This window comes from Bacillus sp. CCB-MMP212, from assembly GCF_022748145.1.
Classification (GTDB): Bacteria; Bacillota; Bacilli; order Bacillales; family Bacillaceae_G; genus Bacillus_A; species Bacillus_A cereus.
On record NZ_JALDQE010000003.1, the window covers coordinates 387,752 to 410,995 of the forward strand.

The following is a 23,244-nucleotide window of genomic DNA, read 5'->3' on the forward strand; positions in this document are numbered from 1 at the left end:
TATCTTGTATAAAGATAGCTCTTTTCTATGGTCTCGGATTATAGAGATAATCTATAACGGCAAAAGTGTAAAGACCAATTAATGCAAGTGTACAAATGCCAAATAATATAACCGCAAGTGCGCTTTTTTCTCGTCCAAATCCAATAATAGTAAGAATAACAGCAGTCCAAAATGATGCTTTCAGTAGTGTGAGTGTAGTAGGAGTTGAGTAATGAAGCCATGTTGTGGAAAGTAGGAAACTAAAGAATGTAACTAAAATAAACGCTGTAGCTAAATAGTTAATATGTTTACCATATCTTAGTAGCATATCGCACCTCCTTTATGAATTTAAAATACAGAAAATTACAATTTAATCTTAATATAATTGAATATAAAAAGAAAGAGGTTGTCCCAACATGTTGGACAACCTCTCTATTATTACGATAATACAGCTTTAATTTTTTGGAATGCCCACTCTAAATCTTCTTCAGAGATTACTAGAGGTGGTGCGATACGAATTACGTTTTCGTGTGTTTCTTTACATAGTAGACCAGCTGCTTTTAGTTGTTCACAGTAAGGACGAGCTGGCTCGTTTAATTCGATACCGATGAATAAACCTTTACCGCGAACTTCAGTGATCATTGGGTTATCAATTTCTTTTAATTGCCCAACTAATTTTTCTCCTAATTGAAGAGAACGCTCTGTTAATTTTTCTTCTTCTAAAACTTCAAGAGCTGCGATAGAAACAGCACATGCAAGTGGGTTACCGCCGAATGTAGAACCATGAGAACCTGGCTCAAATACACCTAAAATGTCGCGGTTTGCTGCAACACAAGAGATCGGGAACACACCGCCACCAAGGGCTTTACCAAGTATGTACATGTCAGGAGTTACATCGTCCCAGTCACAAGCGAATACTTTACCAGTACGGCCTAAGCCTGTTTGGATTTCATCTGCTACGAATAAAACGTTTTCTTTTTTACATACTTCAAGAGCTTCTTTTAAGTAACCAGCTGGTGGGATATTAATTCCTGCTTCACCTTGAATTGGCTCTAAAATGAATGCTGCTGTGTTTGGTGTAATTGCGGCTTTTAATGCTTCTAAATCACCGTAAGGAATTACAACGATGCCAGGAAGCATTGGACCAAATCCACGCTTGTACTCTTCATTTGAAGACATAGAAACAGAACCCATTGTACGTCCGTGGAAGTTATCTTCACAAACGATGATTTCAGCACGGTTTGCTTCTACTTTCTTCACATCATAAGCCCAGCGACGAACTGTTTTAATTGCAGTTTCAACAGCTTCAGCACCTGTATTCATTGGAAGTACCATTTCTTTATTAGTTAGTTTCGCAACTTTTTCGTACCAAGGACCTAATTGATCGCTATGGAAAGCACGAGAAGTTAACGTAACACGATTAGCTTGGTCAATTAAAGCGTTAATAATTTTCGGGTGACGATGACCTTGGTTTACTGCAGAATATGCACTTAATAAGTCCATATAGCGGTTTCCTTCAGGATCTTCTACCCAAACACCTTCTGCTTTAGAAATAACGATTGGAAGTGGGTGATAGTTATTTGCTCCGTATGTGTCTGTAAGTTCGATAATATCCTTAGTTTGAATCATGATTGTTCCCCCTTTTGTTATTACAAGAAGTTTGTAAATACTCTAAATATTATAGCATTTAAATGTAAAAAAGCGAAACATTTCCTGAAAATAAATGAACATGTTATCATATAGAGTGAAAAAGTGTGAAAAGAGGAGGTAAGGGATACGATGGTACATATGCATATTACAGCATGGGCGTTAGGTTTAATTTTATTCTTCGTTGCGTATTCACTTTATTCAGCAGGAAGAAAAGGGAAAGGGGTACATATGGGGCTTCGCCTAATGTATATCATTATTATTGTGACAGGCTTCATGTTGTACATGAGTATTGTGAAGACAGCAACAGGTAGCATGCACATGTGGTATGGCTTAAAAATGTTAGCTGGTATTTTAGTTATCGGTGGAATGGAAATGGTTCTTGTGAAAATGAGCAAAAACAAACCAACAGGGGCGGTTTGGGGCTTATTTATTGTTGCGCTAGTAGCAGTATTTTACCTTGGGCTGAAATTACCGATTGGCTGGAAAGTATTCTAATAAAAAATAAAGCCACCTTATAATCTCAAAGACTTGGGAGATTATAAGGTGGTTTTTTACTTTATCCCGTAAACATCAGATTGGTGAAGGCTAATAATCAGTGGGCTCCCCCGCTGATTAAAGTTTCACTTTATATCGCATCGATATGCAACTCTTCTCCATTTACTTTCGTAAAACGGAACATATTTTTATTTGACGTAGTGTGACGGACGAAATGGTGCTGCAGTGTACAGATCATTTCTTCGTTATCAAACAAAAGAATATTTACTCCTTCGCGTGACTCCTCTTGCGGTAAGAAAGATAAATAATTATGACAATACATGCAATCATATAAAGAGTAGTGAAGTGATTGCAATGATTCGGTTAATAATGTGAAGACAGAGTCAGGTAATTCCTCCAGCCATTCATTATAGCTAAGAAGTAACTTTTTTCGAATACGTATCATTTCACCATTTTGCAAATGGTGTTGCTCGTTGGCGATTTGTAATACATCTTGTTCATAGAAACGGGCTGGTAGCCAATTGTTATTATACAAAATTTCAAACCCATCTTCGGCAATATCTTCTAATAAAAACGCTTCATCATTTTCATCATCAAAGAATACCCACTCATTGTTTATATATTCTACATTACCGACTGTATGAGCACGGGGCTGATTATATAAAATATGTTTACGTTGTATCATACACGATTTCTCCTTTATGAAAAGTAGTTATTCCTGTTATAGACAGTTCGTGCATTCTTTATAACTAGACACATATAGACATAGGTGGGCATACAATAAAACACGTTTTACTGAGTGAAAATGCTATTCCATATGTGGATAGTAGGTTATCGTCAAGTTTTTCATTTTTTTGATCCGCACTCTTAGGGTGGGGATTACTGCACGTTCAAGAAAAGAAATAAGATGGAAGGATGATTTATATGTGCGGGATTACAGGATGGGTGGATTATAAACGCTCATTAGAAGGAGAAAGAGATGTCGTTACGAAGATGGCTGAGACGTTAGCGAAACGGGGGCCGGATGATAATAAAGTTTGGATTAAAGGAAATGTCGCATTTGGGCATAAGCGGTTAATCGTTGTGGATCCTGAGGGCGGTAAACAGCCGATGACTTGTTTAAAAGATGAAACGAATTACGCCATTTGCTATAACGGTGAACTTTATAACACAGAAGACATTCGAAAGGAATTATTAAGAAGAGGATATACGTTCAAAGGTCATTCTGATACAGAAGTATTATTAGCTTCTTATATTGAATGGAAAGAAGAATGTGTCGATCATTTAAACGGTATATATGCGTTTGCTGTATGGGATGAACAGAAAGAACAAGTATTTATTGCGCGAGATCGACTAGGTGTAAAACCTCTATTTTATAAATATGATAGTGGGCGATTACTATTTGGTTCAGAGTTAAAAGCGATACTGGCTCATCCAGATGTGAAGGCGGAAGTAACGTTAGAAGGGTTATCCGAAATATTCGGCCTCGGACCGTCAAGAACGCCTGGCCATGGTATTTATGCTGGTATAAAAGAATTACGTCCAGGTCATGCGATGACATTTTCAAAGAACGGTTTATGTATATGGAGATATTGGAATGTAGAAAGTAAAAAACATGAAGACTCTTTTGAAGAAACAGTAGAGAAAACGCGCTTTTTATTACAAGATGCCATTACAAGACAGCTTGTTTCTGATGTGCCACTATGTACTTTTTTATCAGGTGGTGTAGATTCGAGCGCTATTACAGCTATCGCAGCGAAAGAATACGAGAGATCAGGAAAAGGGCAATTACACACGTATTCTATTGATTACGAAGATAATGACAAATACTTTAAAGCGAATGCGTTCCAGCCAAATTCAGATGCTCCGTTTATTAATTTAATGACTGAGACATTTCAAACAACCCATCATCGCTGCGTCATTTCGAATGAAAAATTAGCAGAGTATTTAACTGAAGCAGTACTCGTTCGTGATTTGCCTGGTATGGCAGATATCGATTCGTCATTATTATGGTTTTGCCGCGAAATTAAACAAGATTTTGTCGTCGGTTTATCTGGGGAATGTGCAGATGAAATATTTGGTGGATATCCGTGGTTTTATAGAGAAGATGATTTACAATCGAGTGCCTTTCCGTGGATGCGCTCTACAGAAGCACGTGAACAACTGCTAAAGAAAGAATGGAGAAATAAATTAAATTTACAACAATATGTACAAAGGCGCTATGAAGAGTCGATTCAAGAAGTTCCTATTTTAGAGGGAGAAAGTCCGCTAGAAGCAAAAAGACGCCAATTATTTTATTTAAATATGGTATGGTTTATGACAACATTATTAGACAGAAAAGACCGCATGAGTATGGGGGCAAGTTTAGAAGTACGTGTTCCATTTGCAGATCATCGCCTTGTCGAATATGCGTGGAATATTCCTTGGGAAATGAAAATGTATAAAAACCGCGAAAAAGGTCTATTACGTAAAGCGTTAGAAGATGTACTTCCACATGACATCTTATATAGAAAGAAGAGCCCTTATCCGAAAACGCACAATCCACACTATACAAAAGCAGTAACAGTATGGCTTCAAAATCTATTAACGGATAAAGGTTCAATTTTACACGAATTGTTTGATAAAGAGCAGTTGAACGGATTAATTCAGTCTGGTGGCAGTGCATTTCAAACACCATGGTTTGGTCAATTGATGACTGGGCCACAGCTTTTAGCTCATTTAGCACAAATTCACGTTTGGTTTAAAGAATATGGGGTAAATATTAAGGAATAAGGGAAAAGCGGCTTACAATTATGTAAGTCGCTTTTTATTAAATAAATTGTCATATAAAATTCAAAATCACCTTATAAATAATACTTAATTAGAATTATTATTTTGACGTATTTATTATTGCTTGTTATAATTGGAAACAAACGTTCTGAAAAGGATTCTCATTTATAAAATTGAGGTGTTATATAGATGACAAAGAAAAAAATAGGTTTACTCGTAATGGCGTATGGAACACCAGAATCATTAGACGATGTAGAGGCATATTATACACATATCCGTCACGGGCGTAAGCCGTCAGAAGAAGCGCTTGAAGATTTAATTGGGCGCTATAAAGCGATTGGTGGAATTTCGCCGCTTGCAAAAATTACGAAAGAGCAGGCGCATAAATTAACAGATTCAATGAATAACATATTTACAGAGTATGAATTTACTTGTTACTTAGGTTTAAAACATACTGCGCCATTTATAGAAGATGCTGTAGAGGAAATGAAGCGAGATGGAATTGAGCAGGCGATTAGTATCGTATTAGCGCCGCACTATTCTACATTTAGCATTAAAGCGTATAATGACCGTGCTATTCGTCTTTCAAAAGAAATCGGTGGTCCTGTTATTGAACCAATTGAACAATGGTACGATGAGCCGAAGTTTATTTCGTATTGGGCAGACCAAATAAAAGAAACGTTTACAGAAATTGATGATAAAGAGAAAGCAGTCGTAATTTTCTCAGCGCATAGTTTGCCAGAAAAGATTATTGCAGCAGGAGACCCATATGTAGAACAACTAAAGTATACGGCAGATTTAATTGCAGAAGCTGCAAATATTCAAAACTATACAATTGGTTGGCAAAGTGCTGGGAATACTCCCGATCCATGGATTGGTCCAGATGTGCAAGATTTAACGAAAGATTTATATGAAGAGCATGGGTACGAATCTTTCATATATTGCCCAGTTGGTTTTGTAGCGGAGCATTTAGAAGTTTTATATGACAACGATTATGAATGTAAAGTTGTAACTGATGAATTAAATGCCAAATATTTTAGACCAAATATGCCGAATGCACAATCAGCATTTATCGACTGTTTGGCTGAAATTGTTTCCAAAAAAGTGAAGGAAATAGTTGACAAAGATTTAGTTTTGAATAATAATTAGTTTATAATAATTTTAAATAAATAATAATTACTATTAAAAAAGAGGAGGATCCCCCTAGATGAATCCAAATAATCGCTTAACAACAAACCAAGGTGCTCCAGTTGGAGATAACCAAAATTCTCGTACAGCTGGTCGTCGTGGACCAGTATTATTAGAAGACTATCATTTAGTAGAAAAACTTGCGCACTTTGATCGTGAACGTATTCCGGAGCGTGTTGTGCATGCACGTGGTGCAGGTGCTCACGGTGTATTCGTAACGAAAAATAGTATGAAGCAATATACGAAAGCGGCATTTTTACAAAATGAAGGAACTGAAACGCCTGTATTTGTTCGTTTTTCAACGGTTATTCATGGTCAAGGTTCTCCTGAAACAGCACGTGACCCACGTGGGTTCGCTGTTAAATTTTATACAGAAGAAGGAAACTACGATATCGTAGGTAATCATTTACCGGTTTTCTTCATTCGTGATGCAATTAAATTCCCTGATATGGTACATTCTTTAAAACCAGCACCTGATACGAATATTCAAACGCCAGATCGTTACTGGGATTTCATGACGTTAACTCCAGAATCTACACACATGATGACATGGGTATTTTCTGATTACGGTACACCAGCAAGTTATCGTGAAATGGAAGGTTTCGGCGTCCATTCATTTAAATGGATTAATGAAGAAGGTAAAATTGTTTATATTAAATACCACTGGAAACCACAGCAAGGTGTACGTAACTTAAATGCGAAAGAAGTGCAAGAAGTACAAGGGAAAGACTTCAATCATGCAACTCGTGACTTGTTCGACGCAATCGAAAAAGGAAATCACCCGAAATGGGATTTACACGTACAAGTTATGCAATTAGATGAAATGGACTCTTTAGACTTTGATCCACTAGATCCAACGAAAGTGTGGCCAGAAGATCGCTTCCCATTAATGGAAGTAGGGACAATGACGTTAAATCGTAATCCGAAAAACTTCTTTGCAGAAGTAGAACAAGTAGCGTTCTCTCCAAGTGCAACTGTAAATGGTATTGAGCCATCGGAAGATAAATTATTACAAGGTCGTTTATTCTCTTACCCAGATACACAGCGTTATCGTCTTGGTGCAAATTACTTACAAATTCCTGTAAACTGCCCATACGCAGCTGTTCATAATCAACAACGTGATGGTGCGATGCAAGTGAATCAAAACCCATCTACAATCAACTACGAACCGAGCCGTCATGCAGAGAATTCAGTTGAAGACTCAGCTTACCGCGATTCAACTATGAAAGTAGAAGGCTATGTATCTCGTGAAAAAATCGAGAAACCAAATGACTTCAAACAAGCAGGTGAGCGTTACCGTTCATTCTCTAAAGAAGAGCAAGATAACTTAATTGCAAACTTAACAAATGATCTAAAAGACGTAAATGAACGCACAAAATTATTAGCTGTTTGTAACTTCTTCCGTGCAGATCAAGAATACGGTATGCGTTTAGCGCAGGCATTAAATGTTGATATTACGCAATATGTAGGAAATGCTCCGAAATAAATAGGAAAAGACGACCGTTATGAAACGGTCGTCTTTTTTATGTGTAAAGTTACACGCGGGTATTCTTCAGTTTCGTTATGTCGGAATTTGTTGGTAAATCGATATGTTGTGTCGAAACGTTGATATATTGAAAGAAACAATCGATATATTTGAAAAATCGTTGATATATCCAAAAAACCGTTAATATATTTCCAGTTATACTAGGTGGGGTATGTTGCCCGGTGCGCAAAAAAGAGATGCAATCTATTACTAATAGATTGCATCTCTTTTTTAGTTTGCTCGCTCTGCATGTTCATAAGCTTTCTCACCATGCATCGAAATATCAAGTCCCATATGTTCCTCGTGCTCATCTACCCGAACAGGGAGGAAGAAGTTAATCGCTTTAATAATGGCATACGTCATGATGATCGTGAATGCATATGTTGCGCCAATCGCTATAAGTTGTTTAAACAGTAAAGCGGCATTTCCGTAAAATAATCCGTTCGCACCATCCCCGTTTACGGTAGTAGTTGCAAATAGTCCTGTTGCAATACCGCCCCAAGTTCCACCGATGCCGTGACATCCGAATGCATCGAGTGTATCGTCGTATCCGAATTTTGTTTTTAAGAAAAAGACCGCTCCGAAGCATAATACGCCGCCAATTGCTCCGATAAGAAGAGCTGAGAAAGGTGTAACGAACCCGCAAGCTGGTGTAATAGCGACTAGACCAGCAACAACTCCGCAAGCAGCTCCCATCGCAGTCGGTTTTGATTGGAAGAACCATTCAGAAAGCATCCAAGTTAGAGCGGAGGCAGCAGCGGCTATATTTGTATTAATAAATGCAGTTAAAGCTACGTCGTTTAAGGATAATGCGCTGCCGACGTTAAAACCGAACCAGCCAAACCATAATAAGCCTGCGCCTAACATTGTAAATGGCAAATGGTGAGGAGAAGAACCATTTATGTTTTTTCGTTTTCCAAGGAAAATAGCTAATACAAGACCAGCAACTCCGGAAGTGATGTGAACGACGTTTCCGCCAGCGAAGTCTAGTGCCCCAAGTTCCCTTAGCCACCCGCCGACGCCCCATACCCAATGAGCGACAGGATTGTAAACGATCGTTGTCCATAGAAGGATAAAAATAAGAAAGGCAGAAAATCGCATTCTTTCAGCGAATGCACCTGAAATTAAAGCTGGAGTTAAAATGGCGAACATGAGTTGAAACATCATGAATAAATTGTGAGGAATAGTAGATGAGTAGTCTGGATTTGGTGCGTAGGTAACTCCGTTTAGCCCGAACCAATCAAGTGTACCGATAATCCCGTGCCAATCTGGTCCGAATGATAAAGAATAGCCGATAACAATCCATTGAATCGAAACGATAGCCATTGCGCTATAACTATGCATCGTTGTACTGAGTACATTTTTGCTGCGAACCATACCTCCATAAAAAAGTGCCAATCCTGGTGTCATCAACATGACCATTACTGTCGTCACAAACATAAAAACCGTATCTCCCATATTCATGATTTCCCCTCCTGTAATGTTATAAAAAATAACATCATTTTGTTATGTTTCATATCATATTCGAAATTGAACTAAAAATCAACTAAAAATTCAGAAAAATATATACGTGATGTTAGAAAACCTAACATGTATTATTTTGTGAGGGTTGAAATCGACATATGCGTTTCATTCGGAAAATTGGTATAATATTCTTACAATTAAAAAACTTGGGGGATGCGTGTGGGAAAAATACGGACTAGGAAACTATTCATTTGTTTTTGCTTAGCTGTTGTTTTGTTTGTACCAATACATACTTTTGCAGACGAAAAAAGAGAGTGGCGAGACGAAGTTATCTATTCCATTATGATTGATCGCTTCAATAATGGAGAACCGAAAAATGACAAACAGTTAGAAGTTGGTAATTTAGAAGGGTATCAAGGTGGGGATATAAGAGGAATTATAAAAAGGTTGGATTACATAAACGAAATGGGTTTTACTACCGTTATGCTTTCGCCGCTTTTTGAAAGTGGAAAGTACGATGGAGTAGACGTGCGAAATTTTAAAAAGGTAAATGAACATTTCGGGACAGAAAATGATGTGAAAGAACTTGTAAGAGAAGCTCATGCAAAAGGAATGAAAGTTGTATTTCAATTTCCGCTTGGAGAAAACGAACAACAGGTAATTGATGCAGTGAAATGGTGGATAAAAGAAGTTGATTTAGATGGAAGTTATGTTATACATAGTGAAAAAAAGCCGCGTTCCTTTTGGGATAACGCGCAAAAAGATATGCAAGTGATAAAGAAAGATTTTCGTATTATGACAAAGGAGGATAGTGAATACAACGAAAAAATAGTAGAATCGTTTTCCAAAGCGGATGTATCGGTGAAATCGTTATACGATGTGAGTAAAAAAGAAGGGGAATTTGTTACGTTTTTAGATGATCAAGAAACAAAAAGATATGCGCGTATTGCAAAAGAAAATATGTATTATCCGCCATCACGTTTAAAACTGGCGCTTACATATTTGTTAACATCACCTGGAATTCCGAATTTTTATTACGGAACTGAAATTGCATTAGATGGAGGAAGTGTACCCGATAATAGACGATTAATGGATTTTAAGTCAGACGAAAAATTTATGCAGCACATAACAAAACTAGGTGAACTTAGGCAGGCGAGACCGTCTTTACGACGTGGTACGTTTGAGCTTCTGTATGATAAGAGCGGGATGAGCATACTAACACGAAAATATAAAGATGAAGTAACTTTAGTAGCAATTAATAATACGAAAGAAACACAAAAAGTCTCCTTACCTGCAAGTGCAATTGGTGAAAAAAAAGAGTTAAGAGGATTGTTGCAGGATGAAATTATAAGAGAGGAAAACGGAAAATTTTATCTCGTTTTAAAGCGTGAAGAATCAAATGTGTATAAAGTTAACAGAGAAACAGGTGTGAATTGGTTATTTATCTCCTTAATCGTTGGTGTGAATGTATTATTTATTGCGTTTCTAATTGCAGTTAAAAGGAAGCGTAGATGAGATGAGAAATTATTCGCTCTATGTTCATGTCTTCTTATTGTATTTGTAAGTTTGTTCGGTGGGGCCAGGTTAGGGAGAAAGTTTCTTCCTAACCCGTTTTTGTTTCAATACGGATAGAGAAAGACCTTTGAAACAAACAATAATGTGTAATAAAAGATTGCTTAAAAAACAATATAAAGAACTGTATGGAATAGTGAAAAAAGAGAAAGATGAAAAAAATTTTCAGGCAAAAGAAGATAAACAATTTCTCCTATGGCATGAAGCAATTGCTGTATTTGAGGTGAACAGATCCATAAAAACTGCTTTAAAGCTTTTAAATAATGCATTAAAACTAACTTTAACCAATGTTGATTTTTTATCAGAAAGAGAAATAGATATTATGCAGACAATGTCTATATTTTATGCGGAAAATAAAGAATATGATAAAAGTATTACTATATTAGGAAGATGTTTAACTAATTTTAATAAGTTAGATTTTCCGAGAGATAAAGCGATTAAATTAAAAATCATTTTTAATTTAGCGAAATGTTTAGGTATGACCTATCAATATGAAGAAGCGGTAAAATACATTGATAAGGGCATCAAATTAGCTATTAATCTAAATACTCTATACTTATTAGGTGAACTTTACTATTTAAAAGGATGGAATTTATTAAGATTTAAACAACAGAATGAAGAAGATATTGCAAATAACATGAAAAAAGCATTATTTATATTTGAACTAACAGAAAAAGAAAATCTGATAAAAATGGTTAAAGAAAAATATTTTGAAAACCAAACTGAAAAAAGCCACTCATAATACATTTGGAAATTACTTGAAATATAATAAAACCTACAGGGGAAATCCCTGTAGGTTTTACACTTATAAACTTGCTTCTAAAATATTAGTGTTTAATATAAATTTTTGAATAAGAGTTTACTTAGTGTACTTTTTATTTTGAAGTCTGCATCTTTATTAACAATTTATGCTTCTTTTTAATTACATCCAAATATTGTTAAGATTGAGATGATTCAAGTCGGAGGAAGGCACTTTGAGGTGTCTTTTTTTTATGACCTTTATTATTAACTATTTAATGTTTTTTTAAATGATTACATGACATAGTTTTTTTGTACCAAGCTTTGCTGATACAGTTAGACTTATCCGTTAGTGTATTTGTATTATTAGAACATCCTACAGTATTTAGGGAGAATGTGGCCAATAAAAACCATAGTATTAATTTCTTCATATAACCACTTCTAACTCTTTTTTAATTAACATTTTTTAAGTTCCTTATTAATTTTACATTACATTAAAGGTTGGGAAATATTCTTATACTCATAAATTGTTACGTTTTGACGGGGAGAGGAATTATGAGTTACAGCGATTTTTAAGATGACTTTGGTCTAGGGTGTATTTACTAAGAAAAGTAATTCAAATCGAAGGGGGAAACGTCTTGAGGTGTCTTTTCCTCATTTTCAATTTACTTAGCGATTTTTACCGCACATACCCTTTTTTCTATGGTTTGTTCTTGTAATATTGTCTCTACAAGACAAAAAGAAAACTCCTCTAATTAAGAGGAGTTTTCTTTTTAGCGGTAGTTAATGAACTGTACGTCGATTGGTAAATCAGCGCTACGAACAGCTGCGATTACGGCTTGTAAGTCATCACGGCTTTTCGCTGTAACACGTACTTGATCGTCTTGTACTTGTGTTTTTACTTTTAATTTCATTTCTTTAATGATGTTGTTAATTTTTTTAGCGTTATCTTTATCGATACCTTGTTGAAGTGTTGCACGTTGGCGAACAGTGTTGCCAGTTGCAGCTTCAACTTTTCCGTAATCTAAGTTCTTAATTGGAACGTTACGTTTTACAAGTTTAGAAATTAAAACGTCTTTTACTTGGTCTAATTTGAACTCGTCGTCAGAAGTTAAAACTAGTACTTCTTTTTCTAATTTAATATCACTTTTACTTCCTTTAAAGTCATATCGGTTTTGGATTTCTTTTAATGCGATATTAATTGCGTTTGTTACTTCAGGTAATTCTACTTTCGAAACGATGTCAAAAGAACTATCTTTTGCCATAGTTAGCACCTCCAAATAAATTTCTAATCTTGTTATGTACTGTACATACTAAAGTATAGCTGAAAACGAGTCTAGACTTAAGTGTTTTCGTACTTATATTCATGGAACCTCATTTTATTATAGTGAATTTTGGGCAGTTGGACAAATACAGGAAAAATCATGTTATAATTAACTTTTGTTTGGAATGATAAAAAAGATAATTTTATATATATAGAAGGGAATTAAAAAATATGTATTTGCAAATAGGATCGATTGAACAGGTAACTGTTTTACGCGAAACGGAAATCGGATATATGGTTGGGAATGAAGAAGAAGAAATTTTCCTACATAAAAACGAAGTAGCTGGAGAAATTGAAGAAGGTGATACGATTGATGTATTCTTATACCTTGATCACCAAAATCGTATTTCAGCAACAATGAAGGAACCGATTATTACAACTTATGATTGGAACTGGGTAAAGGTTGTAGAAGTCATTCCTAGTTTAGGTGTGTTTGTTGATATTGGTGTATCAAAAGATATACTAATTCCAGCTGATGAATTCCCAATTTATATGCCGGTATGGCCAGAAGTTGGAGACGAATTATATTGTACGTTAAAATTAACGAATCGTGAGCGTTTAATTGCTCTTCCGGCAAGAGACAGTGATATGCAAGAAATTATCGTAGATGCAACGCCATCTATGCGTAATAAAAACGTAAATGGACGTGTATATCGTTCGCTTCAAGTTGGTTCATTCATACTAACTGATGAGCATTTCCGTGCTTTCTTACACCATACAGAAAGAAAAGAACAAGTCCGCATCGGTGAGCGTGTAACGGGCCGTATTATTGACGTGAAAGATGATGGTACAATTAACATTTCACTTCTTCCTCGTAAAGAAGAAGGAATGGAAGACGATGCTGCAGTAATTTATGCATATATGGAAGAACGAGGCGGAGCAATGCCGTTTTGGGATAAGAGCCATCCGGAAGATATTAAAGAACGCTTTAACATGAGTAAAGCTGCATTTAAGCGCGCACTTGGTAAATTGATGAAAGAAGAAAAAGTTTACCAAGAAGAAGGTTGGACTTACTTTAAGAAATAAAGTAAATGAAAAAAGAACTATTCTTTCTCTGAATTTTTAAGAGAAGGGATAGTTCTTTTTATTTTTAATAATGTATTCGCTCTATAAGGTAGATATTGTGAAAGAAGTAGGCAGGATGGAAACTAAAGTTATAGAAGAGGTATGTTATAAAGTTTTAAAAATATATGGTTAATTATTATATAGTTTTTTAAGTGAGATTTTGATTGTAGTATTTCTTATGTGATTCATTAAAAAGGCTAAAAGAATATAAGAGATTTATCGCAGTGTTTGTACTGCCTATCCTGCTATTTGCCGGGCAGTAAGATCATCACTGATTAAAGTTTCATTTTATGTATAAAATTGTGATAGCTTTTACACTGTGTCTTGAATTTTTACAACGCTGACAGTATTAAAAATATAAAATAATTAGGATGATTATATGCATATTTGGACACTGACAAATTGGCAGAAATATTATAATTTAGAAGACAAGAGCCACCGTACAGGATTAAGATTAAAGTTTGATAAAGATGTTGATCCTGAGGTAAGAAGAGCAATTAAAGAATTTTGTAAATGGTTACGACAAGAGTATTATTTCCCTATTAGAGTACCGATATATGTGAAATCTGCATGTAAAATTAAAGCGATGGATGGAGAGCTAGTCTATGGAACTTTCTTTGAGCCATTTAATCGAAATGATGAGCCATATATTCGTATTTCAACAGGTGATTATTATGAAACGTTAAAAAAAAATGGAAAAGATGATGCATTAGGATATTATCTGGTTACTATTGCTCATGAGCTGACCCATTATTTCCAATGGATTAATGATATTAATTTAACTAAAATTGGATATGAAAGGCAAGCTACTACCTATTCGGGATATATTATTGATGAATATAAAGAAACGAGAGAACACCCTTAATGTTTAAATTGAGAAAAAGGCACTCAGCGGAATCAATGATTGGAAGTACGATGATAGTAAGTAGGGACATAACTTTATGTCCTTACTTACTTATATAGGACGAGATAAATCAAATTGTTGCCTTAATGAGCAAAGGTGAAAAGAACGTAAACGGACAAGTAACCCGTTACTTCTACGATGGTGACAGCATTAACCCGCTATACGAAACAGACGGGAACGGAAAAGTCCTCCGTCAATACGTTTACAACAAAGACGGCGTCCGCCTAGCAATGAAAATCCAAGATCAATCGGTATACTACCACTACAACCCGCGCGGTGACGTAATAGCAATGACCGACAAAGATGGACAAATAGTCGCAAGCTATGAATATGATGCATGGGGTAACGTCTTAAAGAGCGAAGCAAAAGGAATCGCAGCAGACAACCCATTCGGATATGCGGGATACATGTATGATAAAGAGATTGGTATGTATTACTTGATCGCGAGATACTATAACCCAGACCATGGTGTGTTCTTATCGGTGGATCCAGATCCGGGTGATAGTGATGATCCAGTGACGCAGAATGGGTATACGTATGGTGATAATAATCCGGTGATGATGGTGGATCCGGATGGGCATTGGGCATATCGCTTTTGGGGTACGACGCCGATGCCGTATCATAATAATCGGACAGCATATGCACATGTTAAGGGAGTTAAGTCTGGGTTGATTGCGGTAAGAGATAGTTATGCAGGATTTGTTGGGTTTGGAAATGTAATGAATAAGTTGCTAACTTTTGGTGTGGGGGCAAATTATGGATGGAAAACATCTAAAAATAACTCGAAAAAGAAAATTGCAAACTTATCTCCTGGACAGCGTGTTGCAAAACAGCAAATCATAAAAAATACAGTGAAATCAGCGGTTAAAGGAGCATTTTTTGTTGGCAGTAAAGCTGTTGGGGGAATAGGACTGATCCCGGACTTGGTAGTTTATGTAGATGGATATTATAAAGGATATAAAAAAGGGTATACGGAGTATAGACCGAAAAAAACTAATTCTAAGAAAAGAAGGAGATAGATTAGTAAAATGGAGACGACACATATAATAATTGGTATATATAATGTTGTTTTTATTATAGCTGCATCGGTGTTTATGTTAAAAAGGAAAAACTATCGAGCTGTAATAGTGTTAGTAGTATGTCTCATATATACAATTCTAGTAAGTTTTACTTCATATATGTCGTTCTTTGGTTACACAATTAACACGTTAATTGTAATTTTTCTGGGTATTATTTTCTTCTTAGCTAGTATTTTTGAAAAAGAAAAATAAAGTAAAGTTGATTCAGTGTATCTCAAAATTTAAACAGTTAGTTTAATTTTGGGATACACTTTTTTATTTAAAATTACTTATTCTTCTATGACGGTAATAGAAGCAATCCATGAGGAAAAGGGAGTTATGATAATGCAAGATAATGTACTAGAAAAATTAATAAAACGACTTTCCGTATTATCCACTGAAAAAGAACGTGAACTATTAGCGGTGGATTTAAATGATATATATGAGAGTAGTAAAAGTTTTGAAAAATTGCTTGAAAATATTATGAACTCACAACAGTCTAAAGAAGACTTAATAGATGCGCTAATTGAAGTGGAGATAGAATTAGATCACATCAATTGGCATTACAAAAGCTTGAAGAAAAAGTTGGGAATATTGATGGAAGATTAAAAAGCACAACCTTATGTAAAAAGATAAGGTTGTGCTTTTTTAATTTCCTTGCGGTGAAACAAGAGTAAATGTATCTTTCAAATCACCATCATTTATTTTAATATTCGCCTTTTTTAATTCCTCTTGTAATAATTTTTGGCTGAATGCAGGATCAGCAGTACGTTCTTCCTCTAAGTTTTTGCGAATAGAGTTTTTTACCTCATCGTAAGGTTTTAGATCTTTTTTATCAGTTAATTTAATAACGTGATAACCGTTTGATGATTTTACGGGATTGCTAATTTGTCCAACATTTAGTTTGTAGGCAGCGGTTTCGAATTCAGGAGCCATTGTACCTGAATTGAAGTATCCAAGGTCTCCACCTTTATCTTTTGATAGTAGATCTTGTGATTCTTGTTTTGCTAATTCTTCAAATGAAGCACCAGCATCTAATTTACTCTTTATTTCTTTCGCTTCATTTTCGTCACTTACTAAAATGTGACTCGCTTTAATTTCTGGCTTATAGTGATCTTTTACGTCTTTTTCTGTAATGCTTTTCTTAATCGCTTCATTCATAGCAAGTTTGAACTTAATTTGATTTTTGAAATCCTCTTCATCTTTTAAACGATTGTTTTCTAATACTTTTTTGAATTGATCTCCATATTGTTTTTTTACTTTTTCTACTTCTTTATTTACCTCTTCATCAGGTACTTTATATTTTTTTGTGATGACGTCTTGTGCCATCATTTCGTATAGCATGTCTTTTCCGTAACGATCTTTCAATTGTTTTTCGAAGTCGTCCTTCGTAACAGTCGAGTCTGTTGCTGTGGCGACTGTAGCTGAGCCGTTTTTTTGTCCGCAAGCAGATAGCATCAATATACTTATTAGTGCAGTAATAATGAAAATATGTTTCCCTCTCATGCCAACACCTCATCCGAATATGTTATCGCTATTGTAGAATATAGAAGTGAACATGAAGTGAATTTTTAATGTTTTTTCCTTTAAAATGTAAAAAAGTACATCAACATAATTGTTGATGTACGATGGGATCAAAGGTGATCGGTCTTTTTAGAGTATGCACGTTTACCTTGCTGAATATTTTTTTGCTCTTGCTCATTTTTTTGTGTGCGTTTTGCATTATTATCGCGTGCTTTTTTGTCGTTATCACTCGTATGTGGCATATGTATCAACTCCATTTCTAAACGTTGTACGTTTATCATTTCCTTTTTCGTAAAGACTATGTATAGCGGTGCATTTATGAAGGGTAAAGGTGGATTCGAAATGGATTTGAAGTTGAATTATACTGAACTTATAAAGAAGTTAATCGTTGTAATCATCGCAGGTTTATTAAACGCGATTGGGATGAATTTATTTTTAACGCCAGCGAAAGTGTATGCGAGCGGCTTTGCTGGATTGTCTCAATTATTATCACAAATATTAGGTGATTTTTTATCGATTCACATATCTACGGGAGTATTGTTTAGCTTATTTAATATTCCTGTCGTTATTTTAGCGTGGAAAAAGGTTGGAAAGGCCTTCACCTTTTTTAGTTTTCTTTGTGTTATATTTATGACTTTGTTTCTAGAAATCATCCCTGTTAGAGCGGTTTCGAATGATATCATATTAAATGCGATTTTTGGCGGGATTATTTCGGCAATTGGAGTAGGGATTGCTTTAAAGTGGGGTGCTTCTACAGGTGGATTAGATATTATCGCTATGATTTTATCAAAAATAAAAGATAAGCCTGTCGGTACATACTTTTTCTTTTTTAATACAATTATCATTATCGCTGCTGGCTATGTATATGGATGGGAAAAAGCGTTATATACGTTAGTGACTTTATATGTATCGACGAGAATTATTGATGCAATTCATACTCGTCATGTAAAGATTACAGCATTAATTGTTACGAAGAATGGGGCGGACGTAAGAAAGGCGATTCACTCGCGATTAGTAAGAGGAATTACAACGATACCAGCAACAGGTGCTTATACGAATGAAAATAAAGAAATGTTAATGATGGTTATTACCCGTTACGAGTTATACGAATTGGAGAGGATTATTAAACAAGTGGACCCAGGTGCATTTACAAATATACTGCAAACAGTTGGGGTGTTCGGATTGTTTCGGAAAGATTAAAGAGGACCGAAGTTGGTCCTCTTTTTTAATGTACATTCGTAATGTTTTGCAATTGCTCTTGCATTTCACGGAGCTGAACTTTTTCAGCAGTTGAAGAGTTTGCGTAAGCGGATTGCAAAGCATTTTTTGCTCTATATACGAGATCTTGTTGCTCAGTACCGCTTGAACAAGATACGGCATTTTCAACAGCATCTCTAGCTTGTTGGAATAGTAAGTTCCCCATTTAAACCCCTCCAAAAGAAGAGTTACTTCTTGCCTTTTCTGCCTCAGCTAATGTACCTCTGTACGGGAATCTTGCATCATGCTTCATAACAGCATCGGCTCCTTGTTGGATAAAACGCTTTGATTTGTTCTTTTTACCCATTCGAAAAACCCCCTTTATTTAGCTGAAAACAATCGACGCGATGTCTCTTGCGTCTACTTATAGTATGGACATTTGGCAGGAAACTATAAGTAGGGAATTTTTAGATTACAACCCAAGAACCTCTTCTAAATATAAAGCGATACCATCTTCTTCGTTCGTTAACGTCGTATGGTTTGCGAGTGATTTTAATTCAGGGATGGCATTCCCCATTGCGATGCCGTGACCAGCAAATTCAATCATTTCAAAATCATTATCTTCGTCACCGAAAGCGATAATTCGCTCTTGTGGAATGTTGTAATGACTAGAAATTTTTTGTAATCCAACTGCTTTATTTAATCCGCTTTTCACAATTTCAATAATCGGCCAAGGTGCGCCCCATTTTCTATGGTCGATTACTTCCGCATGCATATCGGTTAAATGTTGACGAATTGCAGTAGAATGCTCGTCATGTGCGTCAATTAATAAGCAAGTTGGATGATCGTTTAAAATATTTAATAAGTCTCCCGTAAAAATCTTAGGAGAGCCGAATTCGAAAATATGTTTTTTATCTTCATCAATTTCACGAACATACACATCGTCCATTACTTCCGCGTATATATTTTTTACGCCGAAATCAAAGCAAGCTCGTACAATTTCTTGCGCTGTTGCTAGCTCAAGAGGAGAGTGATGTGTTCCCCAGCTTGAATCAAGAGGATGATGTACGTAAGCACCGTTAAAGTTTACGATAGGTGTGTTAAGAGCAAGTTCTTTATAGTAATCATAACTAGCACGGAATGGACGTCCTGTTGAAATAACAACAATATGTCCCTGTTCCTTTGCTTTTGCAATTGTATATTTCGTTCGAGTGGAAATTATTTTGTTGTCTGTTAATAAAGTACCGTCTAAGTCTAATGCGATTAAATGTTGTTTGTTCATAATTTCACCTCTTATAATAATTTTTTTGTATCTATCTGTATTTCCGTTTTTAATATGCAGAAATAAGAGGTTAGACTCGGTGAAATCACCATAGATGGAAATTTCACTATATATCCATCTTACGTCTCAAAGTGCTGCGGTGTCTACTATTTATCGTTGGAAATTAAGAAAAGTCAACATCTTTTTAGAAAGTTCAAACAATGTTTCTTTCATTATGTACAAATTGTGAAAAGGGTTACATTGCTCGTGTGATGAGACTTATAATGAACATGTAATCTTCTCGTATATGTTTGACTCTCCTTTGAAACTAGCCTAGAGTAGGTTGGTTTCTTTTTTTTTCTACAAGTAGGAAAGAAATCCCTCCTTACGCTTGTATCATTCATATATATGTACAAGGACGAGATGTAGTACTGTTTCCTAAACATGACAGAAAACCTTTCTTTTAAAATGGATATACTAATGAGGCAAAGACGTCATGGAAGGAGAATGAAAATGGGACAAAATCGCAGGTTTCGTTCTGGACAAAAAGCGCCGAATGATGGTATTTATGTAGAAATTGGTGAAACGGGAAGTATGGTGAAAAATCCGCAAATGGTACAATTAACTGCCGGTGAAAAGTTTCCAGATAATACGAATCATAACCGTCAGTGGACATATAAAAGAAAACCGTAACAGAAGCCGCAATCGTTATTGCGGCTTTTTTGTCGTTACACATTATAATTTCATTTACCGTATTTTTAAAACAATATAATGAATGCTTCCTTTTTCTTTTTCCAATAATAAGTTTGAAAATACATAGGCAAAATTATTGTATAAAAAAGTCAGTTGGCGTATAATCAAATCAAAGGTCAAAGAAAGTCAAGCTTTTGGAGGGCTGTAAAGATGGACTTAAATCAAATGACAACAAAAACACAAGAGGCGATTATGAGTGCCCAATCTTTAGCGGTATCTCATCATCACCAAGAGGTGGATACTGTTCATCTATTACTTGCATTATTAGAAGAGCAAGATGGATTAGCAGTACGTATATTTCAAAAAATGAATGTTGATATAGAAGCATTAAAGCAAAGCGCTGAAAGCTTAATTAAAAAGAAACCTTCTGTAACAGGGAGCGGTGCAGAGGTTGGAAAATTGTATGTAACGAGCGCTCTGCAACAATTGCTTGTAAGAGCAGGGAAAGAAGCAGAAAAATTGCAGGATGATTACATTTCAGTCGAACATGTATTGCTTGCTTTTTCCGAAGAAAAAGGCGATATAAATCAATTATTTGCAAGATTGCATATTACGAAAGATAACTTATTACAGTCTTTAATGACAGTTCGGGGGAATCAAAGAGTGACTAGTCAAAATCCAGAAGCAACTTATGAAGCGTTAGAAAAATATGGCCGTGATTTAGTGGCAGAAGTGAGAGCCGGGAAAATTGATCCTGTTATCGGCCGAGATAGTGAAATTCGACGCGTTATCCGCATTCTTTCACGTAAAACGAAAAACAATCCTGTTTTAATTGGTGAGCCAGGTGTTGGTAAAACAGCAATCGTTGAAGGATTAGCACAGCGTATTGTGAAAAAGGATGTACCTGAAGGATTGAAAGATAGAACGATTTTTGCGTTAGATATGAGTGCGCTCGTAGCAGGTGCGAAATTCCGTGGTGAGTTTGAAGAGCGTCTGCAAGCTGTATTAAATGAAATTAAAAAGAGTGAAGGACGCATTTTATTATTCATTGATGAACTTCATACAATCGTTGGAGCTGGTAAAACAGAAGGTGCGATGGATGCAGGAAATATGTTAAAACCGATGCTTGCTCGTGGTGAACTGCATTGTATCGGGGCGACAACATTAGATGAATATCGTAAATATATTGAAAAAGATCCAGCACTAGAAAGACGTTTCCAACAAGTATTAGCAGAAGAACCAACTGTTGAAGATACGATTTCCATATTACGTGGATTAAAAGAACGCTTTGAAATTTATCACGGTGTAAATATTCATGACCGTGCGATTGTAGCAGCGTCAGTTTTATCAGATCGATATATTTCAGATCGCTTCTTACCGGATAAAGCGATTGACCTTGTTGATGAAGCGTGCGCAACAATTCGTACAGAAATCGATTCTATGCCGACAGAATTAGATGAAGTAACGCGTCGTATTATGCAGCTGGAAATTGAAGAAGCGGCTCTTGGAAAAGAAACGGATCGTGGTAGCCAAGAGCGTCTAAAAACATTGCAACGTGAATTATCGGATTTAAAAGAAGTTGCAAGTGGTATGAGAGCGAAATGGGAGAAAGAAAAAGAAGACATTCACAAAGTTCGTGACTTACGTGAACATTTAGAACGTCTGCGCCGTGAATTAGAAGAAGCAGAAGGTAATTACGATTTAAATAAAGCAGCCGAACTTCGTCACGGGAAAATTCCTGCAATCGAAAAAGAATTAAAAGAAGCGGAAGAAATGGGCGCGCATAATAAAGAAGAAAATCGTTTATTACGTGAGGAAGTAAGTGAAGAAGAAATTGCAGATATTGTTTCACGCTGGACTGGTATTCCTGTTGCTAAACTTGTTGAAGGCGAACGTGAGAAATTACTACGCTTAGAGCAAATCTTATCAGAGCGTGTCATCGGACAAGAGGAAGCAGTAAGCCTAGTATCAGACGCGGTTCTTCGTGCACGCGCTGGTATTAAAGACCCGAATCGTCCAATTGGTTCCTTCATTTTCTTAGGCCCTACGGGTGTTGGTAAAACAGAACTTGCAAAAACGTTAGCGCAGTCTTTATTCGATAGTGAAGAGCAAATGATTCGTATTGACATGTCTGAGTATATGGAGAAACACGCTGTGTCACGCTTAATTGGTGCGCCTCCTGGATATGTAGGATATGAAGAGGGCGGTCAATTAACAGAAGCGGTAAGACGTAAACCATATTCAGTTATTTTGTTAGACGAAATCGAAAAAGCACATCCAGAAGTATTCAACATTTTATTACAAATGTTAGATGATGGACGCATTACAGATTCACAAGGAAGAACAGTAGACTTTAAAAACACAGTTATTATTATGACTTCAAATATTGGATCTGCTCATTTACTAGAGGGATTAGAAGAAGATGGTTCGATTAAAGAGGAATCAAGAGACCTTGTAATGGGGCAATTAAGAGGACATTTCCGCCCTGAATTTTTAAACCGTGTTGATGAAATTATTTTATTCAAACCTCTTACAACGAATGAAATTAAAGGCATTGTTGATAAAATTGTAAAAGAACTACAAGGCCGTCTAGCTGACCGTCACATTACAGTAGAATTAACAGATGCAGCAAAAGAATTTGTTGTAGAAGCTGGTTTCGACCCAATGTACGGAGCTCGTCCATTAAAACGATACGTACAACGTCAAGTGGAAACGAAATTAGCAAGAGAATTAATTGCAGGAACAATTACAGACAATAGTCACGTAGTTGTTGATGTAGAAAATAACGAATTAGTCGTTCATGTGAAATGAAAATAAAAAAGAGTTCGGATAAAATCC

22 protein-coding genes and 2 pseudogenes are annotated in these 23,244 nt (G+C 35.8%); 14 read left to right on the top strand and 10 right to left on the bottom strand.

What is annotated here, in order from left to right; translation table 11 throughout:
* Window positions 1-25: 25 nt before the first annotated feature.
* Together MRP26_RS10380 and rocD are read right to left on the bottom strand one after the other, a co-directional pair.
* Window positions 26-307, bottom strand: a complete 282-nt coding sequence (locus MRP26_RS10380) for a hypothetical protein (protein WP_000926859.1) — start codon at window positions 305-307, stop codon at window positions 26-28.
* Between the two features lie 110 nt (window positions 308-417).
* Complete coding sequence (gene rocD, locus MRP26_RS10385) at window positions 418-1,608, bottom strand: ornithine aminotransferase (protein WP_000616660.1); 1,191 nt, start codon at window positions 1,606-1,608, stop codon at window positions 418-420.
* 150 nt (window positions 1,609-1,758) lie between these two features.
* On the opposite strand from rocD, the gene MRP26_RS10390 reads away from it, so the two are divergent.
* A complete protein-coding gene (locus tag MRP26_RS10390; RefSeq protein WP_000233494.1) occupies window positions 1,759-2,124 on the top strand; it encodes a YisL family protein in 366 nt (121 codons plus the stop codon).
* 130 nt (window positions 2,125-2,254) lie between these two features.
* Here the strand turns inward: MRP26_RS10390 and MRP26_RS10395 are convergent, their stop codons facing one another.
* Window positions 2,255-2,809, bottom strand: a complete 555-nt coding sequence (locus MRP26_RS10395; RefSeq protein WP_000616045.1) for a DUF2777 domain-containing protein — start codon at window positions 2,807-2,809, stop codon at window positions 2,255-2,257.
* 239 nt (window positions 2,810-3,048) lie between these two features.
* Between MRP26_RS10395 and asnB the strand changes: the two genes are divergently transcribed.
* The 3 genes from asnB (at window position 3,049) to katB (ending at window position 7,567) form a co-directional block, all read left to right on the top strand.
* Window positions 3,049-4,896 carry an asparagine synthase (glutamine-hydrolyzing) gene (gene asnB / locus MRP26_RS10400; RefSeq protein ID WP_000333991.1) on the top strand — a complete coding sequence of 616 codons (1,848 nt, stop codon included), beginning with the start codon at window positions 3,049-3,051 and terminating at the stop codon, window positions 4,894-4,896.
* A 186-nt stretch (window positions 4,897-5,082) separates the two neighbouring features.
* Window positions 5,083-6,042: a ferrochelatase gene (hemH, locus tag MRP26_RS10405; protein WP_069355203.1), complete on the top strand. Its 960-nt coding sequence runs from the start codon at window positions 5,083-5,085 to the stop codon at window positions 6,040-6,042.
* Between the two features lie 58 nt (window positions 6,043-6,100).
* Window positions 6,101-7,567 (top strand): catalase KatB, encoded by a 1,467-nt coding sequence (katB, locus tag MRP26_RS10410; RefSeq protein WP_197242085.1) that lies wholly within the window; start codon window positions 6,101-6,103, stop codon window positions 7,565-7,567.
* Between the two features lie 270 nt (window positions 7,568-7,837).
* On the opposite strand, the gene MRP26_RS10415 is transcribed toward katB, so the two are convergent.
* On the bottom strand, window positions 7,838-9,070 hold the full coding sequence (locus MRP26_RS10415) for an ammonium transporter (protein ID WP_197242086.1): 1,233 nt from the start codon (window positions 9,068-9,070) through the stop codon (window positions 7,838-7,840).
* Window positions 9,071-9,283: 213 nt separating this feature from the next.
* Between MRP26_RS10415 and MRP26_RS10420 the strand changes: the two genes are divergently transcribed.
* Both MRP26_RS10420 and MRP26_RS10425 read left to right on the top strand, forming a co-directional pair.
* Window positions 9,284-10,585 (top strand): alpha-amylase family glycosyl hydrolase, encoded by a 1,302-nt coding sequence (locus MRP26_RS10420; protein ID WP_069355205.1) that lies wholly within the window; start codon window positions 9,284-9,286, stop codon window positions 10,583-10,585.
* 163 nt (window positions 10,586-10,748) lie between these two features.
* A pseudogene (locus tag MRP26_RS10425) lies at window positions 10,749-11,384 on the top strand (transcriptional regulator); the annotation flags it as partial.
* A gap of 769 nt (window positions 11,385-12,153) precedes the next feature.
* Here the strand turns inward: MRP26_RS10425 and MRP26_RS10430 are convergent.
* Window positions 12,154-12,645 (bottom strand): YajQ family cyclic di-GMP-binding protein, encoded by a 492-nt coding sequence (locus MRP26_RS10430; protein ID WP_001040146.1) that lies wholly within the window; start codon window positions 12,643-12,645, stop codon window positions 12,154-12,156.
* Between the two features lie 230 nt (window positions 12,646-12,875).
* On the opposite strand from MRP26_RS10430, the gene MRP26_RS10435 reads away from it, so the two are divergent.
* The 5 genes and pseudogenes from MRP26_RS10435 to MRP26_RS10455 all read left to right on the top strand — a co-directional run bounded on the left by MRP26_RS10435 (window position 12,876) and on the right by MRP26_RS10455 (window position 16,340).
* Entirely contained in the window at window positions 12,876-13,730 is an 855-nt protein-coding gene (locus MRP26_RS10435; protein ID WP_078400953.1) for a CvfB family protein, read from the top strand.
* A 418-nt stretch (window positions 13,731-14,148) separates the two neighbouring features.
* Window positions 14,149-14,634 carry a hypothetical protein gene (locus MRP26_RS10440; protein WP_000548430.1) on the top strand — a complete coding sequence of 162 codons (486 nt, stop codon included), beginning with the start codon at window positions 14,149-14,151 and terminating at the stop codon, window positions 14,632-14,634.
* A 98-nt stretch (window positions 14,635-14,732) separates the two neighbouring features.
* Window positions 14,733-15,692, top strand: a pseudogene (locus MRP26_RS10445) (RHS repeat domain-containing protein); the annotation flags it as partial.
* A gap of 9 nt (window positions 15,693-15,701) precedes the next feature.
* Window positions 15,702-15,944, top strand: coding sequence for a hypothetical protein (locus MRP26_RS10450; RefSeq protein WP_000450402.1), 243 nt, complete (start codon window positions 15,702-15,704; stop codon window positions 15,942-15,944).
* A 132-nt stretch (window positions 15,945-16,076) separates the two neighbouring features.
* On the top strand, window positions 16,077-16,340 hold the full coding sequence (locus MRP26_RS10455; RefSeq protein WP_053565029.1) for a hypothetical protein: 264 nt from the start codon (window positions 16,077-16,079) through the stop codon (window positions 16,338-16,340).
* 39 nt (window positions 16,341-16,379) lie between these two features.
* Here the strand turns inward: MRP26_RS10455 and prsA are convergent, their stop codons facing one another.
* Complete coding sequence (prsA, locus tag MRP26_RS10460) at window positions 16,380-17,237, bottom strand: peptidylprolyl isomerase PrsA (RefSeq protein ID WP_069355207.1); 858 nt, start codon at window positions 17,235-17,237, stop codon at window positions 16,380-16,382.
* Window positions 17,238-17,365: 128 nt separating this feature from the next.
* The gene (locus tag MRP26_RS10465; protein ID WP_001120851.1) at window positions 17,366-17,497 is read right to left on the bottom strand and encodes a DUF3941 domain-containing protein; all 132 of its coding nucleotides are present in this window, start codon (window positions 17,495-17,497) and stop codon (window positions 17,366-17,368) included.
* A 100-nt stretch (window positions 17,498-17,597) separates the two neighbouring features.
* Between MRP26_RS10465 and MRP26_RS10470 the strand changes: the two genes are divergently transcribed.
* The gene (locus MRP26_RS10470; RefSeq protein ID WP_242806136.1) at window positions 17,598-18,455 is read left to right on the top strand and encodes a YitT family protein; all 858 of its coding nucleotides are present in this window, start codon (window positions 17,598-17,600) and stop codon (window positions 18,453-18,455) included.
* 25 nt (window positions 18,456-18,480) lie between these two features.
* Here MRP26_RS10470 and MRP26_RS10475 read toward each other — a convergent pair whose 3' ends face one another.
* The 3 genes from MRP26_RS10475 to MRP26_RS10485 form a co-directional block, all read right to left on the bottom strand.
* Window positions 18,481-18,678 (bottom strand): DUF3813 domain-containing protein, encoded by a 198-nt coding sequence (locus tag MRP26_RS10475; RefSeq protein ID WP_000527408.1) that lies wholly within the window; start codon window positions 18,676-18,678, stop codon window positions 18,481-18,483.
* On the bottom strand, window positions 18,679-18,819 hold the full coding sequence (locus tag MRP26_RS10480) for a hypothetical protein (protein ID WP_000516816.1): 141 nt from the start codon (window positions 18,817-18,819) through the stop codon (window positions 18,679-18,681). It abuts the gene before it with no gap.
* Window positions 18,820-18,924: 105 nt separating this feature from the next.
* Window positions 18,925-19,734: a Cof-type HAD-IIB family hydrolase gene (locus tag MRP26_RS10485; RefSeq protein ID WP_242806137.1), complete on the bottom strand. Its 810-nt coding sequence runs from the start codon at window positions 19,732-19,734 to the stop codon at window positions 18,925-18,927.
* A gap of 492 nt (window positions 19,735-20,226) precedes the next feature.
* Here MRP26_RS10485 and MRP26_RS10490 point away from each other — a divergent pair, with 492 nt between their 5' ends.
* A complete protein-coding gene (locus tag MRP26_RS10490; RefSeq protein ID WP_000531422.1) occupies window positions 20,227-20,406 on the top strand; it encodes a YjzC family protein in 180 nt (59 codons plus the stop codon).
* Between the two features lie 210 nt (window positions 20,407-20,616).
* The gene (gene clpB / locus MRP26_RS10495; RefSeq protein WP_064532900.1) at window positions 20,617-23,217 is read left to right on the top strand and encodes an ATP-dependent chaperone ClpB; all 2,601 of its coding nucleotides are present in this window, start codon (window positions 20,617-20,619) and stop codon (window positions 23,215-23,217) included.
* The last annotated feature ends 27 nt before the right edge of the window (window positions 23,218-23,244 follow it).

Bases quoted from the DNA above. Each gene is read 5' to 3' on its own strand.
- MRP26_RS10455 (WP_053565029.1), top strand. From the start codon at position 16,077: ATGCAAGATAATGTACTAGAAAAATTAATAAAACGACTTTCCGTATTA.
- MRP26_RS10435 (WP_078400953.1), top strand. From the start codon at position 12,876: ATGTATTTGCAAATAGGATCGATTGAACAGGTAACTGTTTTACGCGAA.
- prsA (WP_069355207.1), bottom strand. From the start codon at position 17,237: ATGAGAGGGAAACATATTTTCATTATTACTGCACTAATAAGTATATTG.
- MRP26_RS10475 (WP_000527408.1), bottom strand. From the start codon at position 18,678: ATGGGGAACTTACTATTCCAACAAGCTAGAGATGCTGTTGAAAATGCC.
- hemH (WP_069355203.1), top strand. From the start codon at position 5,083: ATGACAAAGAAAAAAATAGGTTTACTCGTAATGGCGTATGGAACACCA.
- MRP26_RS10480 (WP_000516816.1), bottom strand. From the start codon at position 18,819: ATGGGTAAAAAGAACAAATCAAAGCGTTTTATCCAACAAGGAGCCGAT.
- MRP26_RS10440 (WP_000548430.1), top strand. From the start codon at position 14,149: ATGCATATTTGGACACTGACAAATTGGCAGAAATATTATAATTTAGAA.
- asnB (WP_000333991.1), top strand. From the start codon at position 3,049: ATGTGCGGGATTACAGGATGGGTGGATTATAAACGCTCATTAGAAGGA.
- MRP26_RS10490 (WP_000531422.1), top strand. From the start codon at position 20,227: ATGGGACAAAATCGCAGGTTTCGTTCTGGACAAAAAGCGCCGAATGAT.
- MRP26_RS10470 (WP_242806136.1), top strand. From the start codon at position 17,598: ATGGATTTGAAGTTGAATTATACTGAACTTATAAAGAAGTTAATCGTT.
- MRP26_RS10415 (WP_197242086.1), bottom strand. From the start codon at position 9,070: ATGAATATGGGAGATACGGTTTTTATGTTTGTGACGACAGTAATGGTC.
- rocD (WP_000616660.1), bottom strand. From the start codon at position 1,608: ATGATTCAAACTAAGGATATTATCGAACTTACAGACACATACGGAGCA.
- MRP26_RS10430 (WP_001040146.1), bottom strand. From the start codon at position 12,645: ATGGCAAAAGATAGTTCTTTTGACATCGTTTCGAAAGTAGAATTACCT.
- MRP26_RS10380 (WP_000926859.1), bottom strand. From the start codon at position 307: ATGCTACTAAGATATGGTAAACATATTAACTATTTAGCTACAGCGTTT.
- MRP26_RS10395 (WP_000616045.1), bottom strand. From the start codon at position 2,809: ATGATACAACGTAAACATATTTTATATAATCAGCCCCGTGCTCATACA.
- MRP26_RS10465 (WP_001120851.1), bottom strand. From the start codon at position 17,497: ATGCCACATACGAGTGATAACGACAAAAAAGCACGCGATAATAATGCA.
- katB (WP_197242085.1), top strand. From the start codon at position 6,101: ATGAATCCAAATAATCGCTTAACAACAAACCAAGGTGCTCCAGTTGGA.
- MRP26_RS10450 (WP_000450402.1), top strand. From the start codon at position 15,702: ATGGAGACGACACATATAATAATTGGTATATATAATGTTGTTTTTATT.
- MRP26_RS10420 (WP_069355205.1), top strand. From the start codon at position 9,284: ATGCGTGTGGGAAAAATACGGACTAGGAAACTATTCATTTGTTTTTGC.
- MRP26_RS10485 (WP_242806137.1), bottom strand. From the start codon at position 19,734: ATGAACAAACAACATTTAATCGCATTAGACTTAGACGGTACTTTATTA.
- clpB (WP_064532900.1), top strand. From the start codon at position 20,617: ATGGACTTAAATCAAATGACAACAAAAACACAAGAGGCGATTATGAGT.
- MRP26_RS10390 (WP_000233494.1), top strand. From the start codon at position 1,759: ATGGTACATATGCATATTACAGCATGGGCGTTAGGTTTAATTTTATTC.